Origin of the sequence: Mesorhizobium sp. M0771 (genome assembly GCF_040320155.1) — a bacterium.
In the GTDB taxonomy this organism is placed as follows: domain Bacteria; phylum Pseudomonadota; class Alphaproteobacteria; order Rhizobiales; family Rhizobiaceae; genus Mesorhizobium.
On record NZ_JAMYPC010000004.1, the window covers coordinates 232,269 to 256,805 of the forward strand.

23 protein-coding genes are annotated in these 24,537 nt (G+C 62.8%); 8 read left to right on the top strand and 15 right to left on the bottom strand.

What is annotated here, in order from left to right; translation table 11 throughout:
• The first annotated feature begins 124 nt into the window (after positions 1-124).
• A complete protein-coding gene (locus tag NKI05_RS08505; protein WP_023816005.1) occupies positions 125-1,711 on the top strand; it encodes an FGGY-family carbohydrate kinase in 1,587 nt (528 codons plus the stop codon).
• A gap of 53 nt (positions 1,712-1,764) precedes the next feature.
• Here the strand turns inward: NKI05_RS08505 and NKI05_RS08510 are convergent, their stop codons facing one another.
• The 7 genes from NKI05_RS08510 to NKI05_RS08540 all read right to left on the bottom strand — a co-directional run bounded on the left by NKI05_RS08510 (position 1,765) and on the right by NKI05_RS08540 (position 9,031).
• The gene (locus tag NKI05_RS08510) at positions 1,765-2,856 is read right to left on the bottom strand and encodes an ABC transporter ATP-binding protein (RefSeq protein WP_023816004.1); all 1,092 of its coding nucleotides are present in this window, start codon (positions 2,854-2,856) and stop codon (positions 1,765-1,767) included.
• A gap of 2 nt (positions 2,857-2,858) precedes the next feature.
• Complete coding sequence (locus NKI05_RS08515; protein ID WP_023683584.1) at positions 2,859-3,905, bottom strand: NAD(P)-dependent alcohol dehydrogenase; 1,047 nt, start codon at positions 3,903-3,905, stop codon at positions 2,859-2,861.
• Between the two features lie 15 nt (positions 3,906-3,920).
• Positions 3,921-4,733, bottom strand: a complete 813-nt coding sequence (locus NKI05_RS08520; RefSeq protein ID WP_023671259.1) for a carbohydrate ABC transporter permease — start codon at positions 4,731-4,733, stop codon at positions 3,921-3,923.
• An 11-nt stretch (positions 4,734-4,744) separates the two neighbouring features.
• The gene (locus NKI05_RS08525; protein WP_023683583.1) at positions 4,745-5,611 is read right to left on the bottom strand and encodes a carbohydrate ABC transporter permease; all 867 of its coding nucleotides are present in this window, start codon (positions 5,609-5,611) and stop codon (positions 4,745-4,747) included.
• 97 nt (positions 5,612-5,708) lie between these two features.
• Positions 5,709-6,980: an ABC transporter substrate-binding protein gene (locus NKI05_RS08530; protein ID WP_023693095.1), complete on the bottom strand. Its 1,272-nt coding sequence runs from the start codon at positions 6,978-6,980 to the stop codon at positions 5,709-5,711.
• 229 nt (positions 6,981-7,209) lie between these two features.
• Positions 7,210-8,127: an AraC family transcriptional regulator gene (locus NKI05_RS08535; RefSeq protein ID WP_023671262.1), complete on the bottom strand. Its 918-nt coding sequence runs from the start codon at positions 8,125-8,127 to the stop codon at positions 7,210-7,212.
• 94 nt (positions 8,128-8,221) lie between these two features.
• Positions 8,222-9,031, bottom strand: coding sequence for a helix-turn-helix transcriptional regulator (locus NKI05_RS08540; RefSeq protein ID WP_352792298.1), 810 nt, complete (start codon positions 9,029-9,031; stop codon positions 8,222-8,224).
• Between the two features lie 114 nt (positions 9,032-9,145).
• Between NKI05_RS08540 and NKI05_RS08545 the strand changes: the two genes are divergently transcribed.
• The 6 genes from NKI05_RS08545 (at position 9,146) to NKI05_RS08570 (ending at position 15,544) form a co-directional block, all read left to right on the top strand.
• Entirely contained in the window at positions 9,146-10,282 is a 1,137-nt protein-coding gene (locus tag NKI05_RS08545) for an ABC transporter ATP-binding protein (RefSeq protein WP_023755456.1), read from the top strand.
• The gene (locus NKI05_RS08550; protein ID WP_023683578.1) at positions 10,263-11,426 is read left to right on the top strand and encodes an ABC transporter substrate-binding protein; all 1,164 of its coding nucleotides are present in this window, start codon (positions 10,263-10,265) and stop codon (positions 11,424-11,426) included. The genes NKI05_RS08545 and NKI05_RS08550 overlap by 20 nt, the downstream gene beginning before the upstream one ends.
• Before the next feature lie 61 nt (positions 11,427-11,487).
• Positions 11,488-12,351 (top strand): ABC transporter permease, encoded by an 864-nt coding sequence (locus NKI05_RS08555; RefSeq protein ID WP_023816002.1) that lies wholly within the window; start codon positions 11,488-11,490, stop codon positions 12,349-12,351.
• Entirely contained in the window at positions 12,351-13,163 is an 813-nt protein-coding gene (locus NKI05_RS08560) for an ABC transporter permease (protein ID WP_023683576.1), read from the top strand. The genes NKI05_RS08555 and NKI05_RS08560 overlap by 1 nt, the downstream gene beginning before the upstream one ends.
• Positions 13,164-13,191: 28 nt before the next feature.
• A complete protein-coding gene (locus NKI05_RS08565; RefSeq protein ID WP_023816001.1) occupies positions 13,192-13,953 on the top strand; it encodes an SDR family NAD(P)-dependent oxidoreductase in 762 nt (253 codons plus the stop codon).
• Positions 13,954-14,140: 187 nt separating this feature from the next.
• A complete protein-coding gene (locus NKI05_RS08570) occupies positions 14,141-15,544 on the top strand; it encodes an MATE family efflux transporter (protein WP_023816000.1) in 1,404 nt (467 codons plus the stop codon).
• A gap of 174 nt (positions 15,545-15,718) precedes the next feature.
• Here the strand turns inward: NKI05_RS08570 and NKI05_RS08575 are convergent, their stop codons facing one another.
• Genes NKI05_RS08575 through NKI05_RS08595 form a run of 5 tightly spaced genes read right to left on the bottom strand, consistent with a single transcriptional unit; the run spans position 15,719 to position 20,427 of the window.
• Complete coding sequence (locus tag NKI05_RS08575; protein WP_023700447.1) at positions 15,719-16,639, bottom strand: phosphorylase family protein; 921 nt, start codon at positions 16,637-16,639, stop codon at positions 15,719-15,721.
• 14 nt (positions 16,640-16,653) lie between these two features.
• Positions 16,654-17,445 (bottom strand): ABC transporter permease, encoded by a 792-nt coding sequence (locus NKI05_RS08580; RefSeq protein ID WP_023815999.1) that lies wholly within the window; start codon positions 17,443-17,445, stop codon positions 16,654-16,656.
• The gene (locus NKI05_RS08585; RefSeq protein WP_023815998.1) at positions 17,438-18,325 is read right to left on the bottom strand and encodes an ABC transporter permease; all 888 of its coding nucleotides are present in this window, start codon (positions 18,323-18,325) and stop codon (positions 17,438-17,440) included. The genes NKI05_RS08580 and NKI05_RS08585 overlap by 8 nt, the downstream gene beginning before the upstream one ends.
• Entirely contained in the window at positions 18,322-19,359 is a 1,038-nt protein-coding gene (locus NKI05_RS08590; protein WP_023815997.1) for an ABC transporter ATP-binding protein, read from the bottom strand. The genes NKI05_RS08585 and NKI05_RS08590 overlap by 4 nt, the downstream gene beginning before the upstream one ends.
• A gap of 27 nt (positions 19,360-19,386) precedes the next feature.
• Entirely contained in the window at positions 19,387-20,427 is a 1,041-nt protein-coding gene (locus NKI05_RS08595) for an ABC transporter substrate-binding protein (RefSeq protein ID WP_023815996.1), read from the bottom strand.
• A gap of 195 nt (positions 20,428-20,622) precedes the next feature.
• Here NKI05_RS08595 and NKI05_RS08600 point away from each other — a divergent pair, with 195 nt between their 5' ends.
• Complete coding sequence (locus NKI05_RS08600; RefSeq protein WP_023815995.1) at positions 20,623-21,621, top strand: LacI family DNA-binding transcriptional regulator; 999 nt, start codon at positions 20,623-20,625, stop codon at positions 21,619-21,621.
• Positions 21,622-21,804: 183 nt separating this feature from the next.
• Here NKI05_RS08600 and NKI05_RS08605 read toward each other — a convergent pair whose 3' ends face one another.
• From NKI05_RS08605 to NKI05_RS08615, 3 genes are read right to left on the bottom strand one after another with little or no spacing between them, the layout of a single operon-like run.
• Positions 21,805-22,608, bottom strand: coding sequence for an ABC transporter permease (locus tag NKI05_RS08605; protein ID WP_023671272.1), 804 nt, complete (start codon positions 22,606-22,608; stop codon positions 21,805-21,807).
• Positions 22,605-23,459, bottom strand: a complete 855-nt coding sequence (locus NKI05_RS08610) for an ABC transporter permease (RefSeq protein ID WP_023695891.1) — start codon at positions 23,457-23,459, stop codon at positions 22,605-22,607. The genes NKI05_RS08605 and NKI05_RS08610 overlap by 4 nt, the downstream gene beginning before the upstream one ends.
• The gene (locus NKI05_RS08615) at positions 23,456-24,493 is read right to left on the bottom strand and encodes an ABC transporter ATP-binding protein (protein WP_023695892.1); all 1,038 of its coding nucleotides are present in this window, start codon (positions 24,491-24,493) and stop codon (positions 23,456-23,458) included. Before NKI05_RS08615 ends, NKI05_RS08610 begins: the two co-directional genes overlap by 4 nt.
• Between the last annotated feature and the right edge of the window lie 44 nt (positions 24,494-24,537).

Below are 24,537 nucleotides of genomic sequence, written 5' to 3' on the forward strand. Positions count from 1 at the left end.
CGAAAAGTGTGAAGCGGTTTTCGGACGACATCATGCTCTACTTCTTTGATTTAGAGACGGATTCAGATTTCAGGTCGAACAGACCTGAAATCATCCGGCTCTAGGGAGCGAGAGTAAAAGCATCTTGACGAAAAGCTTCGTTTGCGCGGTCGATGTCGGCACCGGGAGCGCCCGCGCGGGCATTCTCGACACGTCAGGCACCTTGCTCGGCCGCGCCGAGCATCCGATCGTCATGAACCAGCCGCAGGCCGATCACGCCGAGCACAATTCGCAGGATATCTGGTCGGCTGTGTGCATCGCGGTGCGTGCCGCGCGCGAAAAGGCCGGTGTGTCAGCCGACGATATTGTCGGCATGTCGTTCGACGCCACCTGCTCGCTGGTGGTGCTGGACAGGAATGCCGGCCAGCTCAGCGTCTCGGTGACGGGCGAACGGCGCTGGGACACCATCGTCTGGCTCGACCATCGCGCCATCGCCGAGGCAGATGAATGCACCGATAGCGGCCACGCCGTACTCGACTATATCGGTGGCGTCATGTCGCCGGAAATGGCGACGCCGAAGCTGATGTGGCTGAAGCGCAATCTGCCGGGAACTTGGCATGAAGCCGGCTACCTATTCGACCTCACCGATTTCCTGACCTGGAAGGCGACCGGGTCGCTGGCGCGCTCGCAATGCACGCTGACCGCCAAATGGACCTATCTGGCGCATGAGGAAACCGGCTGGCGCCGTGACTTCTTCGACAGGGTCGGGCTTGGCGATCTGTTCGAACACGGCAGCCTGCCGGAGAAGGCAAGTGCTGTCGGCGCAGACATCGGCACGCTCACCCCTGAAGCGGCGGCGGAGTTGGGCTTGAGCGAAAACTGTCGGGTCGGCGCCGGCGTCATCGATGCCTATGCCGGCGCGCTTGGCGTGCTCGGCGGCTTTGCTGGCGACGAGCAGAATATCGGCCGCCATCTGGCATTGATCGCCGGCACCTCGTCCTGCGTCATGGCGATGTCGCCCGACCCGCAGCCTTTCGCCGGCGTCTGGGGTCCATACTATGGCGCCGCACTGCCAAAACTCTGGCTGTCGGAAGGCGGCCAGTCGGCGACCGGTGCGCTGCTCGACCATATCATCCGCTGGCACGGCGCCGGCGGCGAGCCGGACGCGGCCATGCATGCAAAAATCGCCAGGCGCGTCGCCGAACTGCGCAGCACCGAAGGTGACAAGCTGGCGGCAAGGCTGCATGTGCTGCCGGATTTCCATGGCAACCGCTCGCCGCTTGCCGATCCGCATGCGGTCGGTGTGGTCAGCGGGCTGACGCTGGATTCCTCCTTCGACAGTCTGTGCAAGCTGTATTGGCGCACCGCCGTCGGCATCGCGCTCGGCGTGCGCCATGTGCTGGAGGCGCTGAACGAGAACGGCTATCTCATAGACACGCTGCATGTCACCGGCGGCCACACCAAGAACCCGTTGCTGATGGAGCTCTATGCCGACGCCACCGGCTGCGCGGTGATCGAGCCGCTGGCCGACGAAGCCGTTCTGCTCGGCACCGGCATGGTCGCCGCCACTGCCGCTGGCCTGTTCCCGGACCTGAATGCCGCCTGCGTCGCCATGCAGCAAGGCGGCAGGGCGCGCACCTCGAACCCGACCGCGTCAGGCCGCTTCGACCGCGACTACAGGATCTTCCTCGAAATGCACCGCCAGCGGCAGGCGCTCGACGCGATCGGCTAGAGCAATTCCAGGAAAAGTGTGAAACGGTTTTCCGTCCGGAATTGCGTACAGATTTAGGCTTCTCGCCGGCGCAAGGATGCGCCGGTCGCCGCGTCGAACAGATGCACGCTCTCCTCCTCGAACGTATAGCGCACAGGCGCGCGCAACGCCGGGCATTCGCGGGCCGATACCAACGCGCCGACCTCCTTGCCGCCGCAGGCGAACGTCACCAGCGCGTCATTGCCATGGAACTCGATGAGGTCGGCGGTGCCTTGCAGAAGATTGATGCTCTGAGCGCCGGCGGTCTTCAGGTCCGGCGGTCGGATTCCAAGCACGGCGCGCTGGACGCCGCGTAGATCGAAGCCCGAGCCTTCTATGGAGAAGCTCGAGCCGCCGCCTGTCAGCGTCCAGCGTTCGTCCTTCCGCCCGACGGCCACGTCGATGAAATTCATGTTCGGCGTACCGATGAAGCCGGCGACGAACAGATTGCCCGGCTGGCGATAGATCCCCGCAGGCGAGCCGATCTGTTCGATAACGCCATCCCTGAGCAGCACGATCCGGTCGGCCAGCGTCATCGCTTCCAACTGATCGTGGGTGACATAGACGGTGGTGGTCTTCAGCGACTGATGCAGCCGGGCGATCTCGACCCGCATGTGGTTGCGCAGCTTGGCATCTAGATTGGACAGCGGCTCGTCGAACAGGAACACTTTCGGCGTCTTGATCATGGCGCGCGCAATCGCCACGCGCTGCTGCTGGCCGCCGGAAAGTTCGGTCGGCTTGCGGGCGAGGTAAGGTTCGAGGCCGAGCGTCGTTGCCACCGCCTCGACCCGCTTCCGGATCTCGGCCGGGGGCACTTTCTGTCGCTTGAGCCCAAAGGCGATGTTGTCGAAGATCGTCATATGCGGGTAGAGCGCATAGTTCTGGAAAACCATGGCAATGCCGCGCTCGCCGGGCTCGAGATCGTTGACCACTTTGCCGCCGATCGACACTTCCCCGCCGCTGATATCCTCCAGTCCGGCCAGCATCCTGAGCAAGGTCGACTTGCCGCAGCCGGACGGGCCGAGGAATACGACGAATTCGTGCTCCTCGATCGAGAGATTGAGGTCGCGGATGACGGTGGTGGCGCCGTAAGCCTTGTCGACATGGGAGCAAACGATCGCGGACATGGTCAGCCCTTCTCGCCGGTAAGAAGGATTTGCAGCTTGACGTCTTGCGGCTTGCCTTGCGCCGCCCGCTCGAAGGCCTCGATGCTGTCCGAGAAATCATAAGTGCCGGTGATCAGCGGCTTGAGGTCGACCTTCCCCGAGGCGATCAGCTGCAGCGCGCGGTCGAAGATGTTGGCGTAACGGAACACCGTCTCGATGCGCACTTCCTTGGAGATCGCCGCCGGAACGTTGAGGCTGACCGGTTCGACCGGCAGTCCGACCAGCACCACCGCGCCGCCCGGCCGCACGACATCGAACAGGTCGGCGAATGCCTTCGGGCTGCCGCTCGCCTCGAACACGATATCCGCGCCCCAATTGTCGGTCGCGGCGGAGACTGCGTCGACCAGCGATTGCTCACCTATATTAACCGGCACGATGCCGGGATATTGCGCGGCAATCTTGAGCTTGGGTGCGGAAAAATCGGAGATCAGCACCTTCGAGCAGCCGCCGGCCAGCGCCGCCAGCGCGATCATGATGCCGATCGGGCCGCAGCCGACGACGACGGCGACGTCGCCAGGCACGATGCGGGCGCGGCTCGCCGCCTGCATGCCGATGGCAAAGGGTTCGACCATCGCGCCTTCGGCGAAGGTGACATTGTCCGGCAGTCTGTAGGTGAAGGCGGCCGGGTGCACGGCATAGGGCGCCAGCACGCCATGCACAGGCGGCGTCGCCCAGAAGGAGACGTCAGGGTCGACATTGTAGATGCCGAGCCTGGTCGCGCGCGACGACAGGTTCGGCACGCCCGGCTCCATGCAGACGCGGTCGCCGACCTTCAGCGTGCCGACATTGGCGCCGATCTCGACGATCGTTCCCGCGGCTTCGTGGCCGAGCACCATCGGGGCCCGCACGACATAGCTGCCGATGGCGCCATGGGTGTAATAGTGCACGTCGCTGCCGCAGACGCCGACCGTGTGGATGGCGATCTTGACATCGCCCGGTCCGACGTCGAGCGGCAGCGCGATCTCGCGCAGCGACAGTTCGCCTTTTTTCTCAAGCACCAGTGCCCGCATAGGTAAGTCCTCGCATCAAGTCTTTTTTTGCCGGAAAACGGAATTCAGGAAGCCGCTGAGCACGCCGAGGAACAGCAGCGGCGGTAGCGACAACAGCACGACCGAGGCGTTGAGGATTCCCCACGGCACGTTCATGCCTTGCTGTGAAAGTTCGGAAGCGACGATCGGCAATGTCTTGGCGTTGGAACTGGACAGCATCAGCGCGATCAGGAATTCGTTCCACACCAGCACGAAGCTGAAGGCGACGGCGCCGATCAGCGAGCGCGCCGCTACCGGCAGCGCAATGCGCCAGAACACCGAGTAAGCGCCGTAGCCGTCGACGAAAGCGGCTTCCTCGATTTCTTTCGGCACCGCCTGGAAGGCGGGAATGGCGAGCCACATGATCACCGAGATGGTGAGCAGCGAATAGGTGACGATCAGCGCCGGCAAGGTGTCGTAGAGCCCGATCTGCAGCCAGATCACCATCAGCGGAATGGCGACTGCCACCGGGGGCAGGAAGCGCAGCGACAACACGAAGAACTGGATGTCGCCAGCGAAGCGATTGGGATAGCGCGCCACCGCATAGGCTGCCGGAAGGCCGAGCATGACGCCGATCAGCACGGCGACGCCGCAGGAAATGACCGAGTTATAGAGACCGGTCATGACGCTGTCGCGGCCGATGATGTAGCTGATATTGTCGAAGGTCGGGGTAAACACCAGGCGCGGCACGCGGGTGATGATGTCGACATTGTTCTTCAGCGAATTGACCGCCGTCCAGGCGAGCGGAAACACCGCCATGAAGCCGGCGAAGGCCAGGATGATCTTGCCGATGAGGCGGCCCGGTCTCATGCGATACGGCCTCATGCCTGCACCCGCTTCCACAGCATGGTGAAGGTGATGACAGTCGCGATCATCATCAGCACCGCCATGGCCGAGGCATAGGACACCTTGCCGGATTCGATGAAGCCTTGCGAGAAGGCGTACATGTCGAGCGTCTCGGTCGCCACGCCCGGCCCGCCGCGCGTCATCACATAAATCAGGTCGAAGGAGCGCAGCGATTCGATCATCTTGACGAACATCAGGCTGATCAGCGGCGCCTTCAGCATAGGCAAGGTCACATAGGCATGGATCTGCCAGCGTTTGGCGTGGTCGAGCCGCGCCGCTTCGATCGGCTGCGGCGGCAAGGTCTCCAGAAGCTTCAGCACGATGACCGCGAAGAACAGTCCCCACTGCCAGACATCGACCGAGGCGACGGCAAACAGGGCCGTCGACGGCTTCGACAGCGGGTCGAAGATCAGCCCGCCGGTGATCAGCCTATAGGGATAGGTGGCGATGCCGTAGAGCGGATGATAGGCAAACTTCCACACGAAGGCCGCCGAGACACGCGGCAACAGCACCGGGATGATGAACAGCAGGCAGTAGATGTTGCGCAGCCGCGGCGACGCTACTTCGAACATCAGCACGCCGAGCCCGATCGCCACCATCATCGTCGCCACCACGGTGACGATTTCCCACTTCACCGAAACCCAGACCGCGTTGAGGAAACGCCGGTCGGCGAACAGGTCGATGAAGTTCGACAGCCAGACCCAGGAATAGTCCGACGAGCTCAGCTCGCGGTTCTGCAGCGCAATGACGATGGCGTACAGCGTCGGCACCATCGACAGCACCAGAAGAATGGCGAGCGTCGGAACCAGAAACGTCACGGGCAGGGAAGAGCGTCGGCGCATTGCCTATCCTCGGGCTGTGCCTTTTTGGAGAGACCCGCGGCGCACAGGTCCCGGCATCCGGTCGAATGCCGTGGACCGCGCGCCGCGGGCGGGAGGATTACTTCTTCTTCACCAGCTCGTTGGCGTAGGCCTCGAGTTCGTCGAGGCCGCCCTTGACGTCGGTGCGCGTGCCGGTGACCAGCTCTTCCAGGATGATGCCCCAGCGGTCGCCGAGATCCGGCCAGCGCGGATCCTGCCAGAAGTTCACCGCCGTCACCTTGCCGGTATCGGCAAGCGCCTGGCCGAGATCGGCGCCATAGATGTCGGCGAACTCCTTGCTGGACAGCACGCTGGTGCGGTTGAGCTCGCCGAATTGGTGCGCGTCGAGCCGGCGCTTCTCGTTCTCCTTCGACGTCGCCCAGGCGATGAACAGGCCGGCGCATTGCTTCGCGGCGTCATCGGCATTGGCCTTGGCGGCGATGGCGAGGCCGTGGCCGTAGCCGCCGCCGGTCAGTGGCGAGGGCGGCGGCAGGAAGCCGATCTTGCCGACCACTTGCGAGGTCTTCGGGTCGACCGCCATGCCCGACAGCGGCGTCGATTCGACCAAGATGGCAACCTGGCCCGACAGGAAGGCGCCGGTCGATTCATCCCAGCTGCCGGTCTGCGTGCCGGGCGCTGAGTCCTTGAACAGTTTAAGATAGGTCTCGGTCGCTTTGACCGCGGCCTCGGAGTTGAAAGCCGGCTTGTCACCGTCGAACCATTTTCCGCCATAGGCCTTGAAGAACGGCATCCAGCGCCAGACATTGGCGCCCGAGCCACGCGCGCCGCGCAGCGCGATGCCGTACATGCCCTTGTCGGGATCGGTCAGCTTCGGCACGTCGGCGATCAACTCGTCGAGCGTCTTCGGCGGCTGGATGCCGGCGGCTTCCAGAATGTCCTTGCGGTAGACCATCAGGTCGCCGCCGCCGGTCAGCGGCGCGAACCACACCTTGCCGTCATAGGTGGCGACCTTCTGCCGGCCCGGGTCGAAATCGGCGTAGTCGTAGTCAGCCGGGTAATAGTCGGTGAGCGGCACGATCCATTTCGACGAGGCGAACAGCGCGACATTGGCTTCGTCGACATAGTAGACGTTGTAGTTGCCGACCGTGGACGCATCGGCGCGCGACTTTGCCCGGCGGTCGTTCTCGTTGAGATAGTCGATCTGGAAGCTGGCGCCGGCCAGTTTCTGGAACTCGTCCTTGGACGCCTCCAGCAGCGTCAGCCCGTCACGCGGTTGCGCCAGCACCTTGACCGGTGCCGAGCAGACCGGCGCCGCCAGCGCCATGGTCGAGAGGGTCGTGGTAAGCATGAAAGCTGCGCTTATGCTCGCAGCGAGCCGAATTGGTTTCATTGATTTTCTCCTCCAGGAACAGTCGCAGGAAGCGGAAGTCTTCGGTTGCGCGATCCTCGCCATCGCCCGAGCGACAAGCCACCCATCGCCAAAATGAGGAGTTGCTAAAGGCCGCGCTAGAAGCCCCGTTGCAGCAGACCTGTACTTTTATGCATTGTGCGCTGCAAAATCCGGCTCGCCTGCACGGCCTCTGTCACATGAGTACCGATGGAGTGAGGAAGGCCGGTTTTCAGGCGCGCATCGTCATCCGCTGCTTCGACAGCTTGCGGTAGGATGACGGCGTCATCCGGTGCTTGCGCAGGAAGGCGCGGTTGAAGTTGGAGATGTTCATGTAGCCGACCTGGAAGCAGATGTCGGTGATCGGAATATCGGTGTCCGCCAGCAGCTTGCAGGCTTGCCAGAGCCGGAGCTTGGCGATGTGGTCGCTGAAACTGTTGCCGGTGTTTTTCTGGAAGAAGCGCGAAAACGTGCTTTCGCTCATCCCCGCCAGCTCCGCCGCCTCCGGCAGCTTCAGGTCCTCGGCGAAGTGCTGGAAGAGATAGGTCAGCGTGCGCTGGATGATGTCCAGCGAGGTTGCGTCGAGCGCGGGTGAGAAATCCGGCGAGGACAAAAGCTCGTATTCGTCTGTCCTGGCCAGCAGATCGACCAGTTCGAGGAAGAGGCAAAACCGGGCGAGCCCGTGCACGGTGCCCATCCTTTCCATCAGCGCAGCGCCGTCGAGCGCGGCGCGGCCATGGAAGACGATGCCGCGCAGCGATCGCTCCAGGAACGGTTCCAGTTCGCGCAGCTCCGGCAGCAGTCCCGCCGAGCCGCGCAGCCGCTGCGGATCGAATTGCAGCACGATGTCGCGTCCTTCGATCAGCTCGCCGGGTTGCACCGATGTCACCCAGTCATGCGGCAGCCCGCCGCCGACGATGCTCAGGTAGCCCGGCCCGAATTCGCCGATGTGATCGCCGACCAGCGCGACCCCGGAAGACTTCCTCAGGAGATGGATCTCGTATTCCGGATGAAAATTCCAGACATTGCGCTCCCAGGGATAGTCGTCGAGCCGCCACAGGAAACTGTCGCTCGCCTCGGTGACGATGTGCTCGAAAGCCGGCACCGTGCGAGGGATCGCGGCCGTGTTCTTTCTGCGCCTGAATGCCATCGTCTGCTCTCCGGGGCGTATGAGGAAGCGACTGGTTTCGGGTAATCCGTAGCAGTCTGTCGCCCGCAAGTGAACGATGTCTGCCTCAGCGATTTCAACGCCGGCTCTCGATGATCTCGATGAAGCGGGCGAACAGCCCGGCCTGGGATTTGATGCCGAGTTTGCGATGGATGTTGCGGCGATGAACCTTCACCGTTCCCGGCACGATGCGCATGGCTCTCGCGATCGACTCGGTGGAATGCCCCTGCAGCACCAGATCGACGACATGCTTTTCGCGCGGGGTCAGCGACAGGCTTTCCCAAATGTGGGCGCGGTCGAACTCGTTGACGGCGGCGATCGTCTCGCCCTGCTCCGCTTCGTCCTGCTCCTCGGCCGCAAGTGCGGGCCAGCGCAACCGGGCGAAGTTGATGACCGCCGGCGCCATGTCGCGCAGCAGCCTGGCATCGGCGGTGCCGAAGGGACCCGAGGCGTGCAATCGCATCAGCGACAGCACCAGCGCATCCTTGCCGGGCAGCGGCAGGAAGAAGCCGACCTCCTCGGCCAGCCTTGTCTGGCTATAGTAGGTGCGAAAATACTCGCTGGCATAGAAGCGGTCGGGCGCCAGCTCGCGCATGCGCCAGAACCCCTCCTTGCGCTCCACCGCCGCGTGATGAAATGGGTCGAGCAGATAAGGTCCTTCCTGATAGAGCGTGACGAAGACATGGCTCTCGGCCGGCGAGAAGGTTTCGAACAGCAGCGGCGGTCGCGATGCGCCGCGATAGCCGAAGATAACGCAGTGGTCGAAGCTGACATGCTGGCTCAGCCAATCGACCATTGCCTGGCCGAACATTTCGCCGCTGGTCTCTCGCGTTGCCGCGACAAGGGCTGCGAGCCGGCTGTATTCGTCGCTGCGGGACGCACTCAACCTAATACCCCCTCAAACGAGAAAATAGATCAGATATACCACCTGCGAGGTATATACTAGCCGCCATTGGCTCTGGTAGCGTCCTGAAATAGCCCTGTTGCTGGAGCCAGCACTTTGACCGCAGTGCCCGACATCGAGTTTCGCGGCGTCACCAAGCGCTATGGCGCCGTGACCGCTGTCAGCGGCATCGATCTGGCTGTGCCGCCCTCCGCCTTTGTCGCCCTTCTCGGACCGTCCGGCTGCGGCAAGACGACATGCCTGCGCATGATCGGCGGCTTCGAACAGCCGAGCGAAGGCCAGGTGTTCATCCGCGGCCAGGACATGGCCGGCACGCCGCCCTATCGCCGCCCGGTCAACATGGTGTTCCAGCAATACGCGCTGTTTCCGCATCTCGATGTGGAAGCCAATGTGTCCTACGGGCTACGCCAGGCGAGGCCGCGCCTGTCGTCGCAGGAAATCGGCCGACGCGCTGGCGAGGCGCTCGAAATGGTGCGGCTTGCCGGCTATGGCAGCCGCAAGATCCACGAACTCTCCGGCGGCCAGCAGCAGCGCGTCGCACTGGCGCGCGCGCTGGTGAACAAGCCGGCGGTGCTTTTGCTCGACGAGCCGTTGGCGGCGCTCGACAAGAAGCTGCGCACCGACATGCAGATCGAGTTGCAGAACCTGCAGCGTGAAATCGGCATCACCTTCGTGCTGGTCACCCACGACCAGGAGGAAGCGCTGTCGATGAGCGACTTCGTCTGCGTCATGAACGGCGGCCGCATCGTCCAGCTCGGCCAGCCAAGTGAAATCTATGACGAGCCGGCCGATCTGTTCGTCGCCGATTTCGTCGGCAAGACCAATCTGTTGAGCGGCAAGGTCGCCGGGCATACCGGCGATCTGGTGAATGTGGCGCTCGCCGACGGCACCGTCATTGCGGCGCGCAAACGAACTGCCTTGCAGCAGGGCGAGGCCGTTTCCGTCAGCCTGCGCCCTGAATCGCTAAGCCTCGGCGCCACGGAAGGCAGCCTGTTCAAGGGCATCGTCCGCAACCGGATATTTCTGGGCTCGACCGCGGAATACGCCATCGAGGTCCAGGGCATCGGAACGCTGCTGGCCAAGGCCGACCATGTGATCGGCCACGGCAATCTCTTCAAGCCGGGTGAACCCGTCGCCATCGGCTTTGCCTCCGGGACGCCGCTGGCGTTTCCGGAGACCAAGAACAACGGGACCAACCAGAGGGTAGCAAAAAATGTCGAAATCATATCGTGACGGACTGCCGATAAGCCCTGAGAACTTCGTCGACCAACTGATGCGTTTGAAGCGCGGCTCGATCGGCCGCCGCGATTTCCTCGGCCTCACCGGCCTGGGCATCGCAACCGCGGTGATGGCGCGCGAGCTCGGCATCATGCCGACGCCGGCCTTCGCCGCCGAAAACCTCGGCGACCGCATGTCGATCGCCACCTGGCCGAACTATCACGACCCGCAGACCTTCGAGAATTTCAAGAAGGACACCGGCGTCGCCGTCGAGGTCAACGTATTCGGCTCCAATGAGGAGATGCTTGCCAAGCTGCAGGCCGGCGCCTCGGGCTGGAGCCTGTTCGTGCCGACCAACTACACGATCTCGACCTACAAGAAACTCGGCATCATCGATCCGCTCGACATGGCCAAGCTGCCGAATTTCGACGGCTCCCAGGAGGACCCGCGCTTCACCTCGGAAGGCACGATCGACGGCACGACCTACGCGGTGCCGAAGAACTGGGGCACCACGGGCTTTGCCGTCAACACCAAGAAGCTGGCCAAGCCGATGACGAGCTGGAAGGAATTCTGGGACGTCGCCATGGCCGAGGGTGATGGCCGCACCATGGTGCATGACTACCAGCTGACCACCATCGGCAACGCGCTGAAATATTACGGCTATTCCTTCAACTCGCTGAAGCAGGACGAACTCGCCAAGGCCGAGGAACTGCTGCTCAAGGTCAAGCCGCATCTGTTCGCGGTCTCTTCGGACTACCAGCCGGGCATGCGGGCGGGCGACGCCTGGATGACCATGTGCTGGACGAATGACGGCGCACAGCTGCATCGCGATATCCCGGAGATCGCCTATGTGCTGGGTAAGGAGGGCGGCGAGATCTGGACCGACTTCTACGCCATCCCGAAGGACGCGCCGAACAAGCCGGCCGGCTATGCCTTGCTCAATTATCTGATGACCCCGGAGGTTGCTGTGAAGGAGCATCTCGCCAACGGCGCGCCCTCGACCGACGCACGCGTCAACAAGCTGCTGCCCAAGGAAGTGCTCGACAATCCGATCCTTTACCCGGCGGCCGACCTGTTGACACCGCTTGAGTTCGGCGCGGCGGCAACACTGACCGATCCGGGTCGCGCCGAGCTGATGGCGCGCTTCAAGTCGGCTTGAGGCTGGCCTGACGCAAACGGAAACCGGCGGGCCTATGTCCGCCGGCATCGGGGCGGGTTCCATGCACGGCAACAGATTTCGGTATAACATCCTGACAGCGCTGCTGCTCGCTCCGGCTACAGCGTGGCTGGTGGTGTTTCTGGTGTTGCCGTTCGTCGCCATTGCCGTGTTCAGCGTCGGCGAGCGGGCGCCGGAGGGCGGCTACCAGGCCGCCTTCACGCTGGCGCAATATGCCAACCTCCCGGCGCGGGCGACTGCCTTCTGGAACACGATGATGCTGGCGCCGGTGGGCGCGCTTGCCTGCCTGCTCGTCGCCTACCCTGTCGCCTACTACCTTGCCCTGAAGGCGCCGCAACGCTGGCGGCTGATCCTGCTGGCGCTCGTGGTCATTCCGTTCTGGACCAGCCTTTTGATGCGCACCTATGCCTGGATGTACATTCTGGGCGGACGCGGCATTCCCGCACTGCTGGCCTTTGTCGGCACCGAGGATGTCAGGCTGATCAACACGCCGGGCGCCGTGCTGCTCGGCATCGTCTATGGCTATTTGCCGCTCATGATCCTGCCGATCTATGTCAGTCTCGAGCGGCTCGACCGACGGCTGCTGGAAGCCTCTGCCGATCTCGGCGCGACGCCGCTCTCGACCTTCCTAGGCGTGACGCTGAAGCTGTCGCTGCCGGGCGTCATGACCGGCTTCTCGCTGGTCATGATCCTGCTGCTTGGCGAATACCTGATCCCGACGCTGCTTGGCGGCGGCAAGGTGTTCTTCATCGGCAACGCGCTGGTCGACCTGTTCCTGCAGTCGCGCAACTGGCCGTTCGGATCGGCCATCGCCATCACCTTGGTGGCGGTTTCGGTGGTGGTGCTGATTGCCGCCAACCGCATCTCGACGCGGGTGTCGGGCGCCCGCAGGGTGGATCTGATCTGATGCGCGCCTTCGTCACAGCCGTCTTCGCCTTCCTCTATCTGCCGATTGCGTTGGTCGTGCTGTTTTCCTTCAACGCCGGCCGCCATGCCAGCGAGTTCACCGGCTTTTCGGTGCAGTGGTACGGCACGGCGCTGTCGAACCCGTTCCTGGTCGAGGCATTGAAGAACAGCCTGTTCATCGCCACCACCAGCGCGCTTCTGGCGGCGGTGTGCGGCACGGCAGCCGCACTCGGCCTGGCGCGGGTCGGGCTCAGAACCCGCGCCGTCTTCGACGCGCTGATGGGTGCCGCGATCGTCGTTCCCGGCGTCGTCATCGGCATCTCGACGCTCGTCGCGCTGGTCCAGTTGTTTGGCGTGCTCAACCCGTTCCTCGCCTCGATCTGGCCAAACGACCAGCCGCCGCGCCTGTCGCTCGGCTATGGATCGATCATCGCCGCCCACGGCCTGTTTTCGATGGCGTTGGTGACGATAATCGTCGGCACGCGTCTCGCCAGCCTCGACCGCAACCTGGTCGAGGCCTCGAGCGATCTCTACGCCACGCCGCTGACGACGTTTCGCTCGATCGTGCTGCCGCAGATCATGCCGGCGGTGATCGCCGGCTTCCTGCTCGCCTTCACCTTCTCCTTCGACGATTTCATCGTCGCCTTCTTCGTCGCCGGCGCGCAGACGACGCTGCCGATCTATGTCTTCGCCTCGATCCGGCGCGGCGTGACGCCGGAAATCAACGCCATCGCCACCATCGTGCTCGTCGCCTCGGTTCTTCTGGTGGTGCTTGCCCAATGGCAGCTGCGCCAGCGCCAGCCGTCAAACTGAACAAGCCATCCAGCTGAAAGACAAATTCATGCTCCTCAAAGACCGCATCGCCGTGGTGACGGGCGCCGGTTCCGGCATCGGCCGCGCCGGCGCCATGATCATGGCCAGGGAAGGCGCGCTGGTGGTCATCGCCGACCGGGATCTGGCCAGCGGCGAGACCACGGCGGCGGACATCCGGGCAGTGGGCGGGCAGGCCGAGGCGATTGTCACCGACGTCTCTGACGACGCGGCGGTCGGGCAGCTCATCACAGGCACGCTCGGCAAGTATGGCCGCATCGACATCCTGCACAATCACGCCGGCATCCAGGTCGGCGGCACGCTGACCGAGGTCGAGGTCGATGGCATGGATGCGTCCTGGCGCATCAATGTACGGGCGCAGTTCCTGGCCGCGCGGCTGGCCATGCCGGCGATGGTCGCGCAAGGCGGCGGCGTCATCCTCAACACGGCTTCGAATTCGGGCGTCTTCTACGACCGCGAGATGATCGCCTATGCCACGTCCAAACATGCGGTGGTGGCGATGACCAGACAGATGTCGCTCGACTATGCCCGCCACAATGTGCGCGTCAACGCGCTCTGCCCGGGCTGGGTCGACACGCCTTTCAACGAGCCGTTCATCGCCCAGATGGGCGGACGCGAGGCGATCGAAACCTATGTCCGCACCAAGATTCCGATGGGCCGCTGGGCGAGCGCCGAAGAGATCGCAGAAGCGATCCTGTTCCTCGTCTCCGACCGCTCATCCTTCATGACCGGCCAGGCACTGGTGATCGACGGCGGCGAAAGCATCGGCTGATCCAAGGGCAGCCGGATAGGAGGGTTCCCGCTTCTGGCTCAATCGCCGGCTGCCCGTCCTCCCTTGCCTTCATGCCGCATTTCGTCCAATAGAACGACGCAAACGCTGCGAAACCGAAGGTTTTGCCGTTTGGAAGTGCGGCTTCCGGCCTCGTTGCCGACGCGCCGCAATCGGAAAGAGCAGGACAATGTCTGCGATCGAAGCCGGCGCTCGTGCGCCGGAAAATCTTTGGCGTCAGGAAATCAGGGCGACGCTGGCGCTGGCCTGGCCGATGGTGCTCACCAATCTCGGCCAGACCGCGATGACCGCCACCGACGTCATGATGATGGGGCGTCTGGGCGCGGACACGCTGGCCAGCGGCGCGCTCGGCGCCAACCTCTATTTCATGCCGCTGATCTTCGGCCTCGGCCTGATGCTGGCGACCTCGCCGATGATCGCCACCGAGCTTGGCCGCCGCCGCTATTCGGTGCGCGATTTGCGCCGCACCGTGCGGCAAGGGCTGTGGCTGGCGATCCTGATCTCGATCCCGATCTGGATGGTGCTGTGGCATGGCGAGGCCATTCTGCTGGCCATGGGCCAGGAGCCGGCATTGGCGCGTCAGGCCGGCATCTATCTGCGCTGGCTCGAATGGGCGGTGCTGCCTTTCTACGGCTATATCGTGCTGCGTTCCTTCATCTCGGCGCTGGAGCGGCCGGGCTGGGCGCTGATCATCGTCTTCGTCGCCGTTGCCTGCAACGCCTTCTTCAACTGGGTGTTCATGTTCGGCAATCTCGGCGTCACCTCGATGGGCATTGCCGGCTCGGGGCTGGCGACCACGCTGTCGAGCACGCTGATGTTCTGCGGCCTGGCAGCCGTGGTGATGCTGGAGAAGAAGTTTCGCCGCTATCGCCTGTTCGGCCGCTTCTGGCGCTCCGACTGGCCGCGCTTCAAGGGTCTGCTGCGGCTCGGCATGCCGATCGCCGGCATCCTCGCCTTCGAGGTGACGATCTTCAATGCAGCAGCCCTGCTGATGGGCCTGATTGATGCGGATTCGCTGGCCGCGCACGCCATCGCCATCCAGATCGCCTCGATCTCCTTCATGGTGCCGCTCGGTCTCAACCAGGCCGTCACCGTGCGCGTCGGGCTGGCCCACGGCGCCGGCAATCCGGCAGGCGTTTCGCGCGCCGGCTGGACCGCCTTCGTCATCGGCGTCTCGTCCATGGCGCTGATGGCGCTGGTGATGGTGCTGTGGCCGCATCTGTTGATCAGCGCCTTCATCGACATGACCGATCCGGCGAACGCCAGGGTGATCGCGCTGGCCGTGTCGTTCCTGGCCTTTGCCGCGCTGTTTCAGATCTTCGACGGTGCGCAAGCCGTTGCCGCCGGCATGCTGCGCGGCCTGCACGACACCAAGGTGCCGATGATCTATGCCGCGATCGGCTATTGGGGCATCGGCCTGCCGCTCGGCGTGCTGCTCGCCTTCCATTTCGGCCTGCACGGCGTCGGCATCTGGATCGGCCTGGCGTCAGGTCTGGCCGTGGTGGCGGTGCTGCTGCTCGCGCGCTGGCTGCGGCGGGATAAGATTGCGCCGCCGCTCGTCTTCAGCCATTGAAGACGCACCAAGCGGTCCGCCAACTGCCCGAAGCAGTCACTGCAGAGCAGATGTCTGGTGTCGCCTTTTGGACCGGAAGCGGCCGAACGCTTCGGGCGTGGGATCTTCAAAAGCGGACTCTCAGTTCGACGCGAGCATCGTTGCGAGTGAACGATCCCAGACTCTCGCTGCTTTTCAGAACCGGGTAGAACGCTCTGCCGGTTGGGGCGACTTCAAGCCGTGGCAAGAGCATTCCGGATTGGCCGGAAGTCGCGCCGCGGTCTCCAGCGCAACCCGCGAGGCTGTCATAGAGAGGCTCGGCAGCACGTGCTCCTGCAGCAATTTCTGGCGCTCGCGGTCCATATAGTCGTTGAAGCCGGCCGTGACGAACGCCAGGGGCACGAAACAGGCGCCGATCTCGCGCGATAAGGTGGCCTCAGGGGCGATCGAGTGGTTGAGCACGTCCGCTCCCATGTTTCGATACGCCAGAGCTTCGGCGGGAGTTGTCAGTCGCGGCCCGTAGCAGTGGGCAGCCACCAACTGCTGCTCGATGCCATGGACGCGGCATTCGGCTGGCCAATGGCGCCGGGCGGTCTCGGCCAACAATGCCGCACATCTTGGACATACGATCTGCTTGCCCGAGCAGTCGAAGCTCTGGCGGCCAGGCAGAAGTGAAAACGGGGTCTGCGACAGTTCGATGATATCGGCGTTTACGACTATGTCGCCGGGCTGGATCGCCTTGTTGACGGCGCCAACGGTCGAGCAGGCCAGCACTTGCCTTACACCCGCTTTCATCAAGACCCAGAACGCGCGGCGATGACAGGAATGGTCGATATGGTCTCGGGGATTGCCGTGCGAATACATGCACAGGGCACGTTTCGTTTTGCCCTCGACGGTAATAGATGCATCGAATTCGAGCAGTTTCCAATTGTCGCTGGGACCGAAAGGGGTTTCGAAACTCATGTCTCGTTGCAAGGTGCGGACGCCATCGACTTCGACATCTTCCGGAAAGGCGAGACCCCAATTCGCCGAGCCGGTGATGATCGCCAACCCCACCTGGGGTATGTCCGTTGAATGATCCGCCAGATCGTCGGCTGCATGATGATTGTTGGGCATGTTTCCAATCTCGGTCAGGATTTTTGGCGAAGGGTCACGACGAGGACAACGACCACGACGATGACGGTCCACAAGGTCGAAATCGCCGCAATGGTCGGGTCGATCTGATCGCGCAGCGACAGGAACATGAGCTTCGGCAGCGTGCTGTTTTGACCACTCGCGACGAAGATCGAAATGACGGATTCATCGAGCGAGGTCAGGAAGGCCATCAGCGTGGCCGACAACAGACTTATCCGAAGTTGGGGGACAATTATTCCGCCAATGGCTCTTGCCCAGTTTGCGCCCAGGCTGCGCGCCGCCTGAACCTGGTTCCAGTCAAAGCGGGCCAAGGCGGGCAACAACACAATGCAGGCGACCGGAACGGCCAGCACCACATGTCCGACCAGGACACCGAACAGCGTTCCGACCAGACGTTGGGCCGCCAGAACAAAGAAGAGACCAATAGCGAGCAGGATTCCCGGCACGATAGAAGGGGTTAGCAGAATACCCTGAATGGCAATGGCGGCCTTTCCGCCGAGCCGATTTATCGAAATGCAGGCCAGCAGCCCCAGGGGCACTGCGATCATCGCCGTCAATGTGCCAAGGATCAGGCTCGTCCTGAGTGCGGCCATCCATGCCGCCGAACCGAAGAAAGCCTCGTACCAGCGCAACGAGTATGCGCGCGGCGGGAACTCCAAAAGATTGGACGCCGAAAAAGAGAGCGGCACGACGACGAGCGTCGGCAGCATCAGGAACGCCATAACGAGCGCGCAAAAGCTCCACAGGAGGATGCGGGCCAGCCTGCTATCTGGATAGGCTTCAAGCATGGGCTGTGCCGATGCTGCGTCCGGCAATCAGCCGCCGCGCAGCCAGGAACATCATCCCCACCAACGCCATTAGTACGAGGAGCAGGATGCCCAGGACGCTCGCCGAGCCCCAATCCTGGAAGGTCGATAGCGTGCGCTCGATCCGGGTGGAAAGAGGGTTTACCTTGCCGCCGCCAAGCACCGCGGGCGTGATGAAGAACCCTATGGTGTAAATGAAGACGATGATCGAACCCGAGAAGATGCCGCCGGCCGAAAGCGGCAGAATGACCGTGCGGATCGTTTGCCCGAGAGTGGCGCCCATGCTCGCCGACGCGCGGACGAGGTTTGCATCGATATCGCGCATCGCCGCATAAACGGGCAGCAGAAAAAGCGGCAGCATGTAGTGAACCATGCCGATCAGCGTTCCCGTGAAATTGTAAACCAGCGGCAATGGCTCAGCTGTCAGGCCTGAACCGGTCAAAGCCGCGTTGATCAGGCCATCGCGTCGCAACAGAACGAGCCAGCCATAGGTGCGCACCAGAATGGAGGTCCACAATGGCAGCATGACGAAGGCCATCAGCAAATTGGCCATCCTTGGTCTGGTGCTGGCCAGGGCGAGCGCCAAGGGGGTACCGAGTAGAATGCAGATCGCCAGCGTGCCCACGGACAGTTCAAGGGTGGTGACGAGTGCCGACCATGTCAGTCCGCTCGAAAGCACTTTCTCGTAGTTGCCGACGGTGTATTCACCCGCTGTGGTGAGGAAGGATTGCCGGATAATCCAGACGATGGGCAGGATCGCCGCCAGCCCAACGATCAAAAGCGCGGGCACTGAAAGCGACAGGAAGAACCGCCGCTCGCGTCGTGCGTCTGCCGCCAGCGCAGGATCGGCGATGACGGTCACGCTCCTGCTCCCGGTATCGCGTGAACTTTCGCTGCCGGTGCATATGCGGTCACTCGCTGACCGGTCGCAAGCTCGCCGCAGCCGCTGGCCATCGCCGCCGGAACGCAGACAAGAATCTCTTGCCCGCCGTCAAGCGCCAGCGTCAAAAGCCAGTTCTCGCCGCGAAACGCCTTGGCGCGCAGCGTTCCCTCGAGCGCCACCCCGTCTCGCCCGACGAGCTTCGCATCAAGATGGAAGCTTTCGGCGCGGATCATCAGAGCTTCGCTTGATGCATCGGCGCCGTCTATTCTGCGCACCGCGCCCGGGGCCACAATGTTGGCCTCACCCATGAACCCCGCGACAAAGCGGGTCGATGGATGATCATAAATCCGCTGTGGCGTGTCGATCTGCTGAATACGGCCGGAATTCATCACCGCGACCCGGTCTGACATGATCAGTGCTTCGCGCTGGTCATGCGTCACATAAATCGTGGTGATCCCCAGATCATCGTGCAGACGCCGGATCTCGTACTGCATGGTTTCGCGCAAATTCTTGTCGAGCGCCGACAACGGCTCGTCCATCAGCATCACGCGCGGCTCGAAGACGATCGCCCGCGCCAACGCAACCCGCTGGCGCTGGCCGCCGGACAATGCGGCAATGTTGCGCTCCGCCAAACCTTCGAGCTTCACGCGGTCCAAAGTGTCGAGCGCCCGCTGGCGGGCCTCGGCTTTCGGTACCTTGCGCAGCACCAGCGGATACTCAACATTTGCCAGAACGTTCATGTGGGGAAACAGGGCGTAGTTCTGGAAGACTATGCCGATGTTGCGCCTGTTCGGGGCCAGGCGGGTAATGTCGCGATCGCCCAACAGAAGTCTACCGGAATCCGGCCGGACAAAGCCGGCCAGAGCCATGAGCAGCGTGGTCTTGCCCGATCCCGATGGCCCCAGCAGCGTGAGGAATTCGCCAGCCCGAATGTCGAGCGAGACATCGTCCAGCGCGACGTAAGATCCATAGGTCTTGCGCACGCTGTCGATGGTGATCGGGAGCGACTTCATCATGTGCTCAAGCCTTAGAGCTGAGACTCAGCGGGCCATCATCTCATCGAAGGCTTTTTGGGCAGCCTCGCCATTCCTGACCCACCATTCTGAATTCGAAAACACCGAAGTGCCGGCATTTTCAGGCGCGGTCGCCAGCGTCTTGAGACGGTCCTCGGGGATAAGGCCACCCTCATAGCCAGCAGGATTGACCGGGCCATAGGCTATGAAGTCGGTCAGCTTCGCCACGCGCGCGGGCTGTGTCATCGCTGCGATGAGCTTCATAGCTGCTTCCTTGTTCGGCGCCCCTTTCGGCACCGCAAGACAGTCGGTGCCAATGACGGAACCCTTGAACGTGTAGTCGGCCGCGCCGCCATCTGCTTTTACGGTTTGGGCCCGCCCGTTCCAGGTAACGACCAAATCCGCCTCACCATCTTTCAGCAACTGCGCCGACTGCGCTCCCGAGGTCCACCAAACGGCGACATTCGGCTTGAGTGCTTCGAGCCGCTTGATAGCGCGATCCAGACCCTCTGGCGTGCTGAGAACGGGATAGACGTCCGCCGGTGCTACGCCATCGGAGAGCAGCGCGATCTCGATCGAGTCCTGGGCATTGGCACGCAGCGCACGACGGCCGGGGAATTTGGCAACGTCCCAGAACTCCGCCCATGTCTTCGGCGGGTTTTCGCCATAGGTCTTGGTGTTCCACGACAAGACGGTGCCATAGGAGTCGAATGGATAGCAGTAGTCGGACTTTGCGCCGTCCGGCACGGCCTTTGGGTCGATGATCGTGTAGTCGAGCGGCTCCAGCAGCGACTGTGCGGCGGCCTGCGCGCCCTCCGGTGAGCCCAGGTGAATGACGTCGGTTGTGACCGCGCCCGAGGTAACCTGCATCTTCAGGGCGGCCAAGCCGTCGCTTAGGGTCTCCTCGCCGACATCATAGCCAAGCTCTTTTGCAGCGGGGCCCCACATGGCTTCCTTCATGGCGTTGCCATAATCGCCGCCCGCGGTCGTGATGGTGACTGATTGGGCATAGACCGGCACGGCGGCCGAGAATGCGAATGCCGCCAAGGAAATGCGTAACCAAGACATAGGTTCTCCTCCCTAGAATTTGTTGAGACGCGCTAAAAATGGCCAATTATTGCCAATCGTAACGTTACGATTGCATCCAATTGCAGGAGAGTCAAGCTGCTTTAGCGAGAGCTTGGATTGACCGTGAGGTGGAATTCGGTCACGTAGTGGAAGTCAGCAAATCAGCCGGCGCTTTCGCAAATGAGGTCGGGCGACATGACCAACCTGAAACAGATCGCGGCGGAACTTTCCCTTTCGGTGACCACCGTATCCCGCGCGCTGAAGGATGGGCCGGAGGTTCATCCCGCCACCATCGCTCGCGTCAAGGAAGTGGCGCAGCGGGTCGGCTATGTGCCAAATCATCATGGCTTCGCGCTCAAAACTGGCCGCACGCTGACGATGACAGCAATCTACCCGATGGAAACACAAGATCATCTGTCCGATCTGTTGAAGCTTCCGTTAATCGAAGGCATGACGCTGGCGGCGCGGCAAGCGGGTTATAGTCTATCCATCTACTCCACCACGCCCGATGATGACCCCATCGAGAGTGTGCAGCGACAGCTTCAGGCGGGCAGCACAGACGGACTGATTATCACGCGCATGGTCTCGGGTGATCCACGAGTTAAGCTATTGCTGGATAGAGGCATGCCATTCGTCGCGTTTGGAAGAACTGACCTGGATACAGCATATCCTTATGTCGACATCGACAATGAACAGATTGCCTACGAGGCGACCCGGCGGCTCATGGACAAGGGCTGCCGACGCATTGCGCTGCAACTTCTCGTTCCGGGCGACCAGGCGAGTGCCATGCGTCTTTCCGGGTATGGAAGGGCAATGGCCGAGGCTGGTATTCCGATCGACCAGTCGCTGATCGGTCATGGAATGTTCACCATGGAATCGAGCGCAGCCTGGTTCGATCGCATGCTGGCCTGGTCAGATCCGCCGACGGGCTTGGCTTGCGCCAACGAACTGGGCCTTCTGGGGGCACTACACGCTCTTGGCAGAAGAGGTCTCGCGCCCGGGAGTGACATCCACATTGTCACTCGGGACAGCACGCGGCTGTCACGTTTCTTGCCTGCGAAGATCGGCGTTCATTTCGTGGACATAGCGGGTGTCGGACGCAAACTTGTCGAAGTCCTGGAGAGCCGGATCGTCAATCCCCTCGGGCCGGTGGAGACAGTCTTGTTCAAAGGTGAGTTCGACCCTGGCGAATAGTCGGGCGAAGAAGTCAGTTGTCCGCTTTCGAGGAGCACTTAAGTTCACCCCTGAGTCCGAGATGAGGCGCGAAGCTGCCGCCTGCGCGAGTGCATAGGGTGCACTCAGCACCTTCATGGCATTGGTGGTCTGAGCAGCGATCGAGGGGTGTTGTACTGGTGCTGTTACTTAGAATGATTGCGCTCAGCTCCCGTCCGACGACATCGCGCCGAGCAGCCTGCGTATATCGCCGAACCTGGCGATCGAGCCGAACACCAGTGCCGCCACCGCGACGAAGAACACCGACACCGAAGCCATGGTCGGTGTGTAGCCGTAGCGCAGCGCGTTGAAGATCTTGATGGGCAGCGTCTCGGTGGTGAAGCCGATCGTCATGTAGGCGACGATGTATTCGTTGAGCGACAAGACGAAGGCGAAGGCGTAGCCCGAGACGAGGTAGGGCAGGATCAGCGGCAGCACCACGGTCTTCAGCACCGTGCGGTCGTCGGCGCCCATGGTGGCGGCGGCCTCTACCAGCGAGCGGTCGATCGAGGCAAAGCCCAGCGACAGCGTCACCAGCGGCAGCGTCACGAAGAAGATGGCGTGGCTGATGATGGCGGTGAAGAACTGGCCGAACAGCCCGACCGTCGCCCAGAAGGAGAGGAAGCCGAGCGCGGTGATGACCGGCGGCAGGATGAAGGGGGCAAGCCCCAGCACCTGGAAAATGTTTGCCCAGGGCGCGATGCGCCGCCACAGGAACCAGGCCAGCGGCAGCGCAACAGCAACCGCAATTGCCGCCGAGCAAACGGCCAGCGTCACCGAATGGATCAGCGCCAGCCGCCATTCCGGGTCGGTGAAGATCTGGGCGTACCAGGCGAGCGAGAAGCCGACCGGCGGGAAGCTGAGTTCCTGCCGCGAGTTGACCGAAACCCCGGCCACCACGATCAGCGGCGCCGCCAGGAACAAAGCGACGATGGTGAAATAGACACGGCGCAGCAAGGTCGCGGTCATAGTGCATTCTCCCGGCGTCCGACGAGCAGCGTCAGTCCGACCAGCGCCAGCGAGATCAGCACCAGGAACACCGCCATTGCGGCTGCGAACGGCATGTTGGACTGGTAGATCGCCTGGTCGGTGATCAGCACGGACAGCGTCCAGTGTTGCGGCCGTCCGAGAATCTGCGGCAGCAGGTAGGAGCCGAGCGCAAACACGAAGACCATGATCAGCGTCGCCACGATGGTGTTGCGCAGCGCCGGCGCGACGACGTTGAAGAAGGCGCGGATAGGCGAGGCGCCGAGCGTGCGCGCGGCCTCTAACAGAGTCGGATCGAGGCGGACCAAAGCGGGGTAAAGCACCAGGATCGTATAGGGCAGCGCCTGGTAAACCATGCCGGTGAGCACCGCGCCGAAGGTCGGCAGCAGCGCCACCGGCTTGTCCATCAGCCCGATCGCCACGAACAGATTGGTGATGCCCGCCGTGCGCGAAAACAGCGTCGACCAGGCAAAGCCGATAATGACTTCCGACAGCGACAGCACCGACAACAGGCCGACCAGCCATAGCGTCTGCACGCGGCGCGGCCGGCGGGTCAAAAGGTAGGTGAAGGGGAAGGCGATGGCCACGCAGCAGACGGCGACCAGCACCGCCAGCATCAGTGAAAAGCCGAGCACGCCGCCGAAGAATACCGACAGGAAGCGGGCGTAATTGTCGAACACGAAATCCGGTGTGTAGAAACCGGACGGATTGCGCTTGAAGAAGCTCACCGCGATCATCGTCGAGAACGGCACGACGAAGAAGACGATCAGCATCAGCGCCGGAAAGAACAGCGGCGTGTAGTCGGCTAGCGACTTCGGAGCCTCGCGTCTCATGCGCCGAGCACCACGCAGCTGCCGGGCGGCAGCGTTACGCCGACCTTGGCGCCGACCGGCACGTCATGCCGTTCGCGCGGCGTGGTCACGGCAATGATGCTGGTGCCGCCGACGTCGACGAAGGTCTCGATGGTGCCGCCGAGATCGCGAACGAAGCTCACCTCTCCGGTAATGGCCGAGCCGCCGGGGCTGCCCAGATGCACGTCCTCCGGGCGGACCGAAACAGACGCTTTGGTCTGACCCGCCGGCATGGCAAGACCTGGAATGGCTGTGCCCAGAATGGTGGTACGCCCGGTGCTGTCGATCTCGGCCGGCAGCAGATTGGTGATGCCGATGAAGTCGGCGACGAAGGCGTCGGCCGGCTTGCGGTAGATCTCGATCGGCGGCGCCGCCTGCAGGATTCTGCCGTGGCCCATGACGACGACCAGGTCGGCCATGGTCATGGCTTCGCGCTGGTCGTGGGTGACGACGATGGTGGTGATGCCCAACCGCTGCTGCAACTGGCGCAGTTCCACCTGCATGGCCTCGCGCAATTTGGCGTCGAGCGCCGACAGCGGCTCGTCGAGCAGGAACAGTTTCGGCGACAGCGCCAAGGCCCGCGCAATTGCCACGCGCTGGCGCTGACCGCCCGACAGTTTGGCCACCGGACGGTCGGCAAAGCCGGTCAGATGGATGAGGCCCAGCAACTCGTCGACGCGTTTCTTCTGCTCCTCCTTCGAGGCGCCGCGAATGCGCAGCGCATAGGCGATGTTGTCGCCGACGGAGAGATGCGGAAACAGCGCCAGCGACTGGAACACCATGCCGAGATTGCGCTTGTGCGTCGGCAAAGGCGTGATGTCCTCGCCGTCGAGCACGATGGCGCCGCTGGTCGGCTCCTCCAGTCCGGCAATCATGCGCAGCAGCGTGGTCTTGCCGCAGCCCGACGGGCCGAGCAGACACACGAACGTGCCATGCGGCACGTTGAGCTGGACATTGTCGACGGCGGCGAAGTTGCCGAATTTTTTGGTGACGGCGTTGATGTCTAGTCCGGACATGCTCATCCCTCTCAGGCTGTGCGCTGGAGCAATTCCAGGAAATG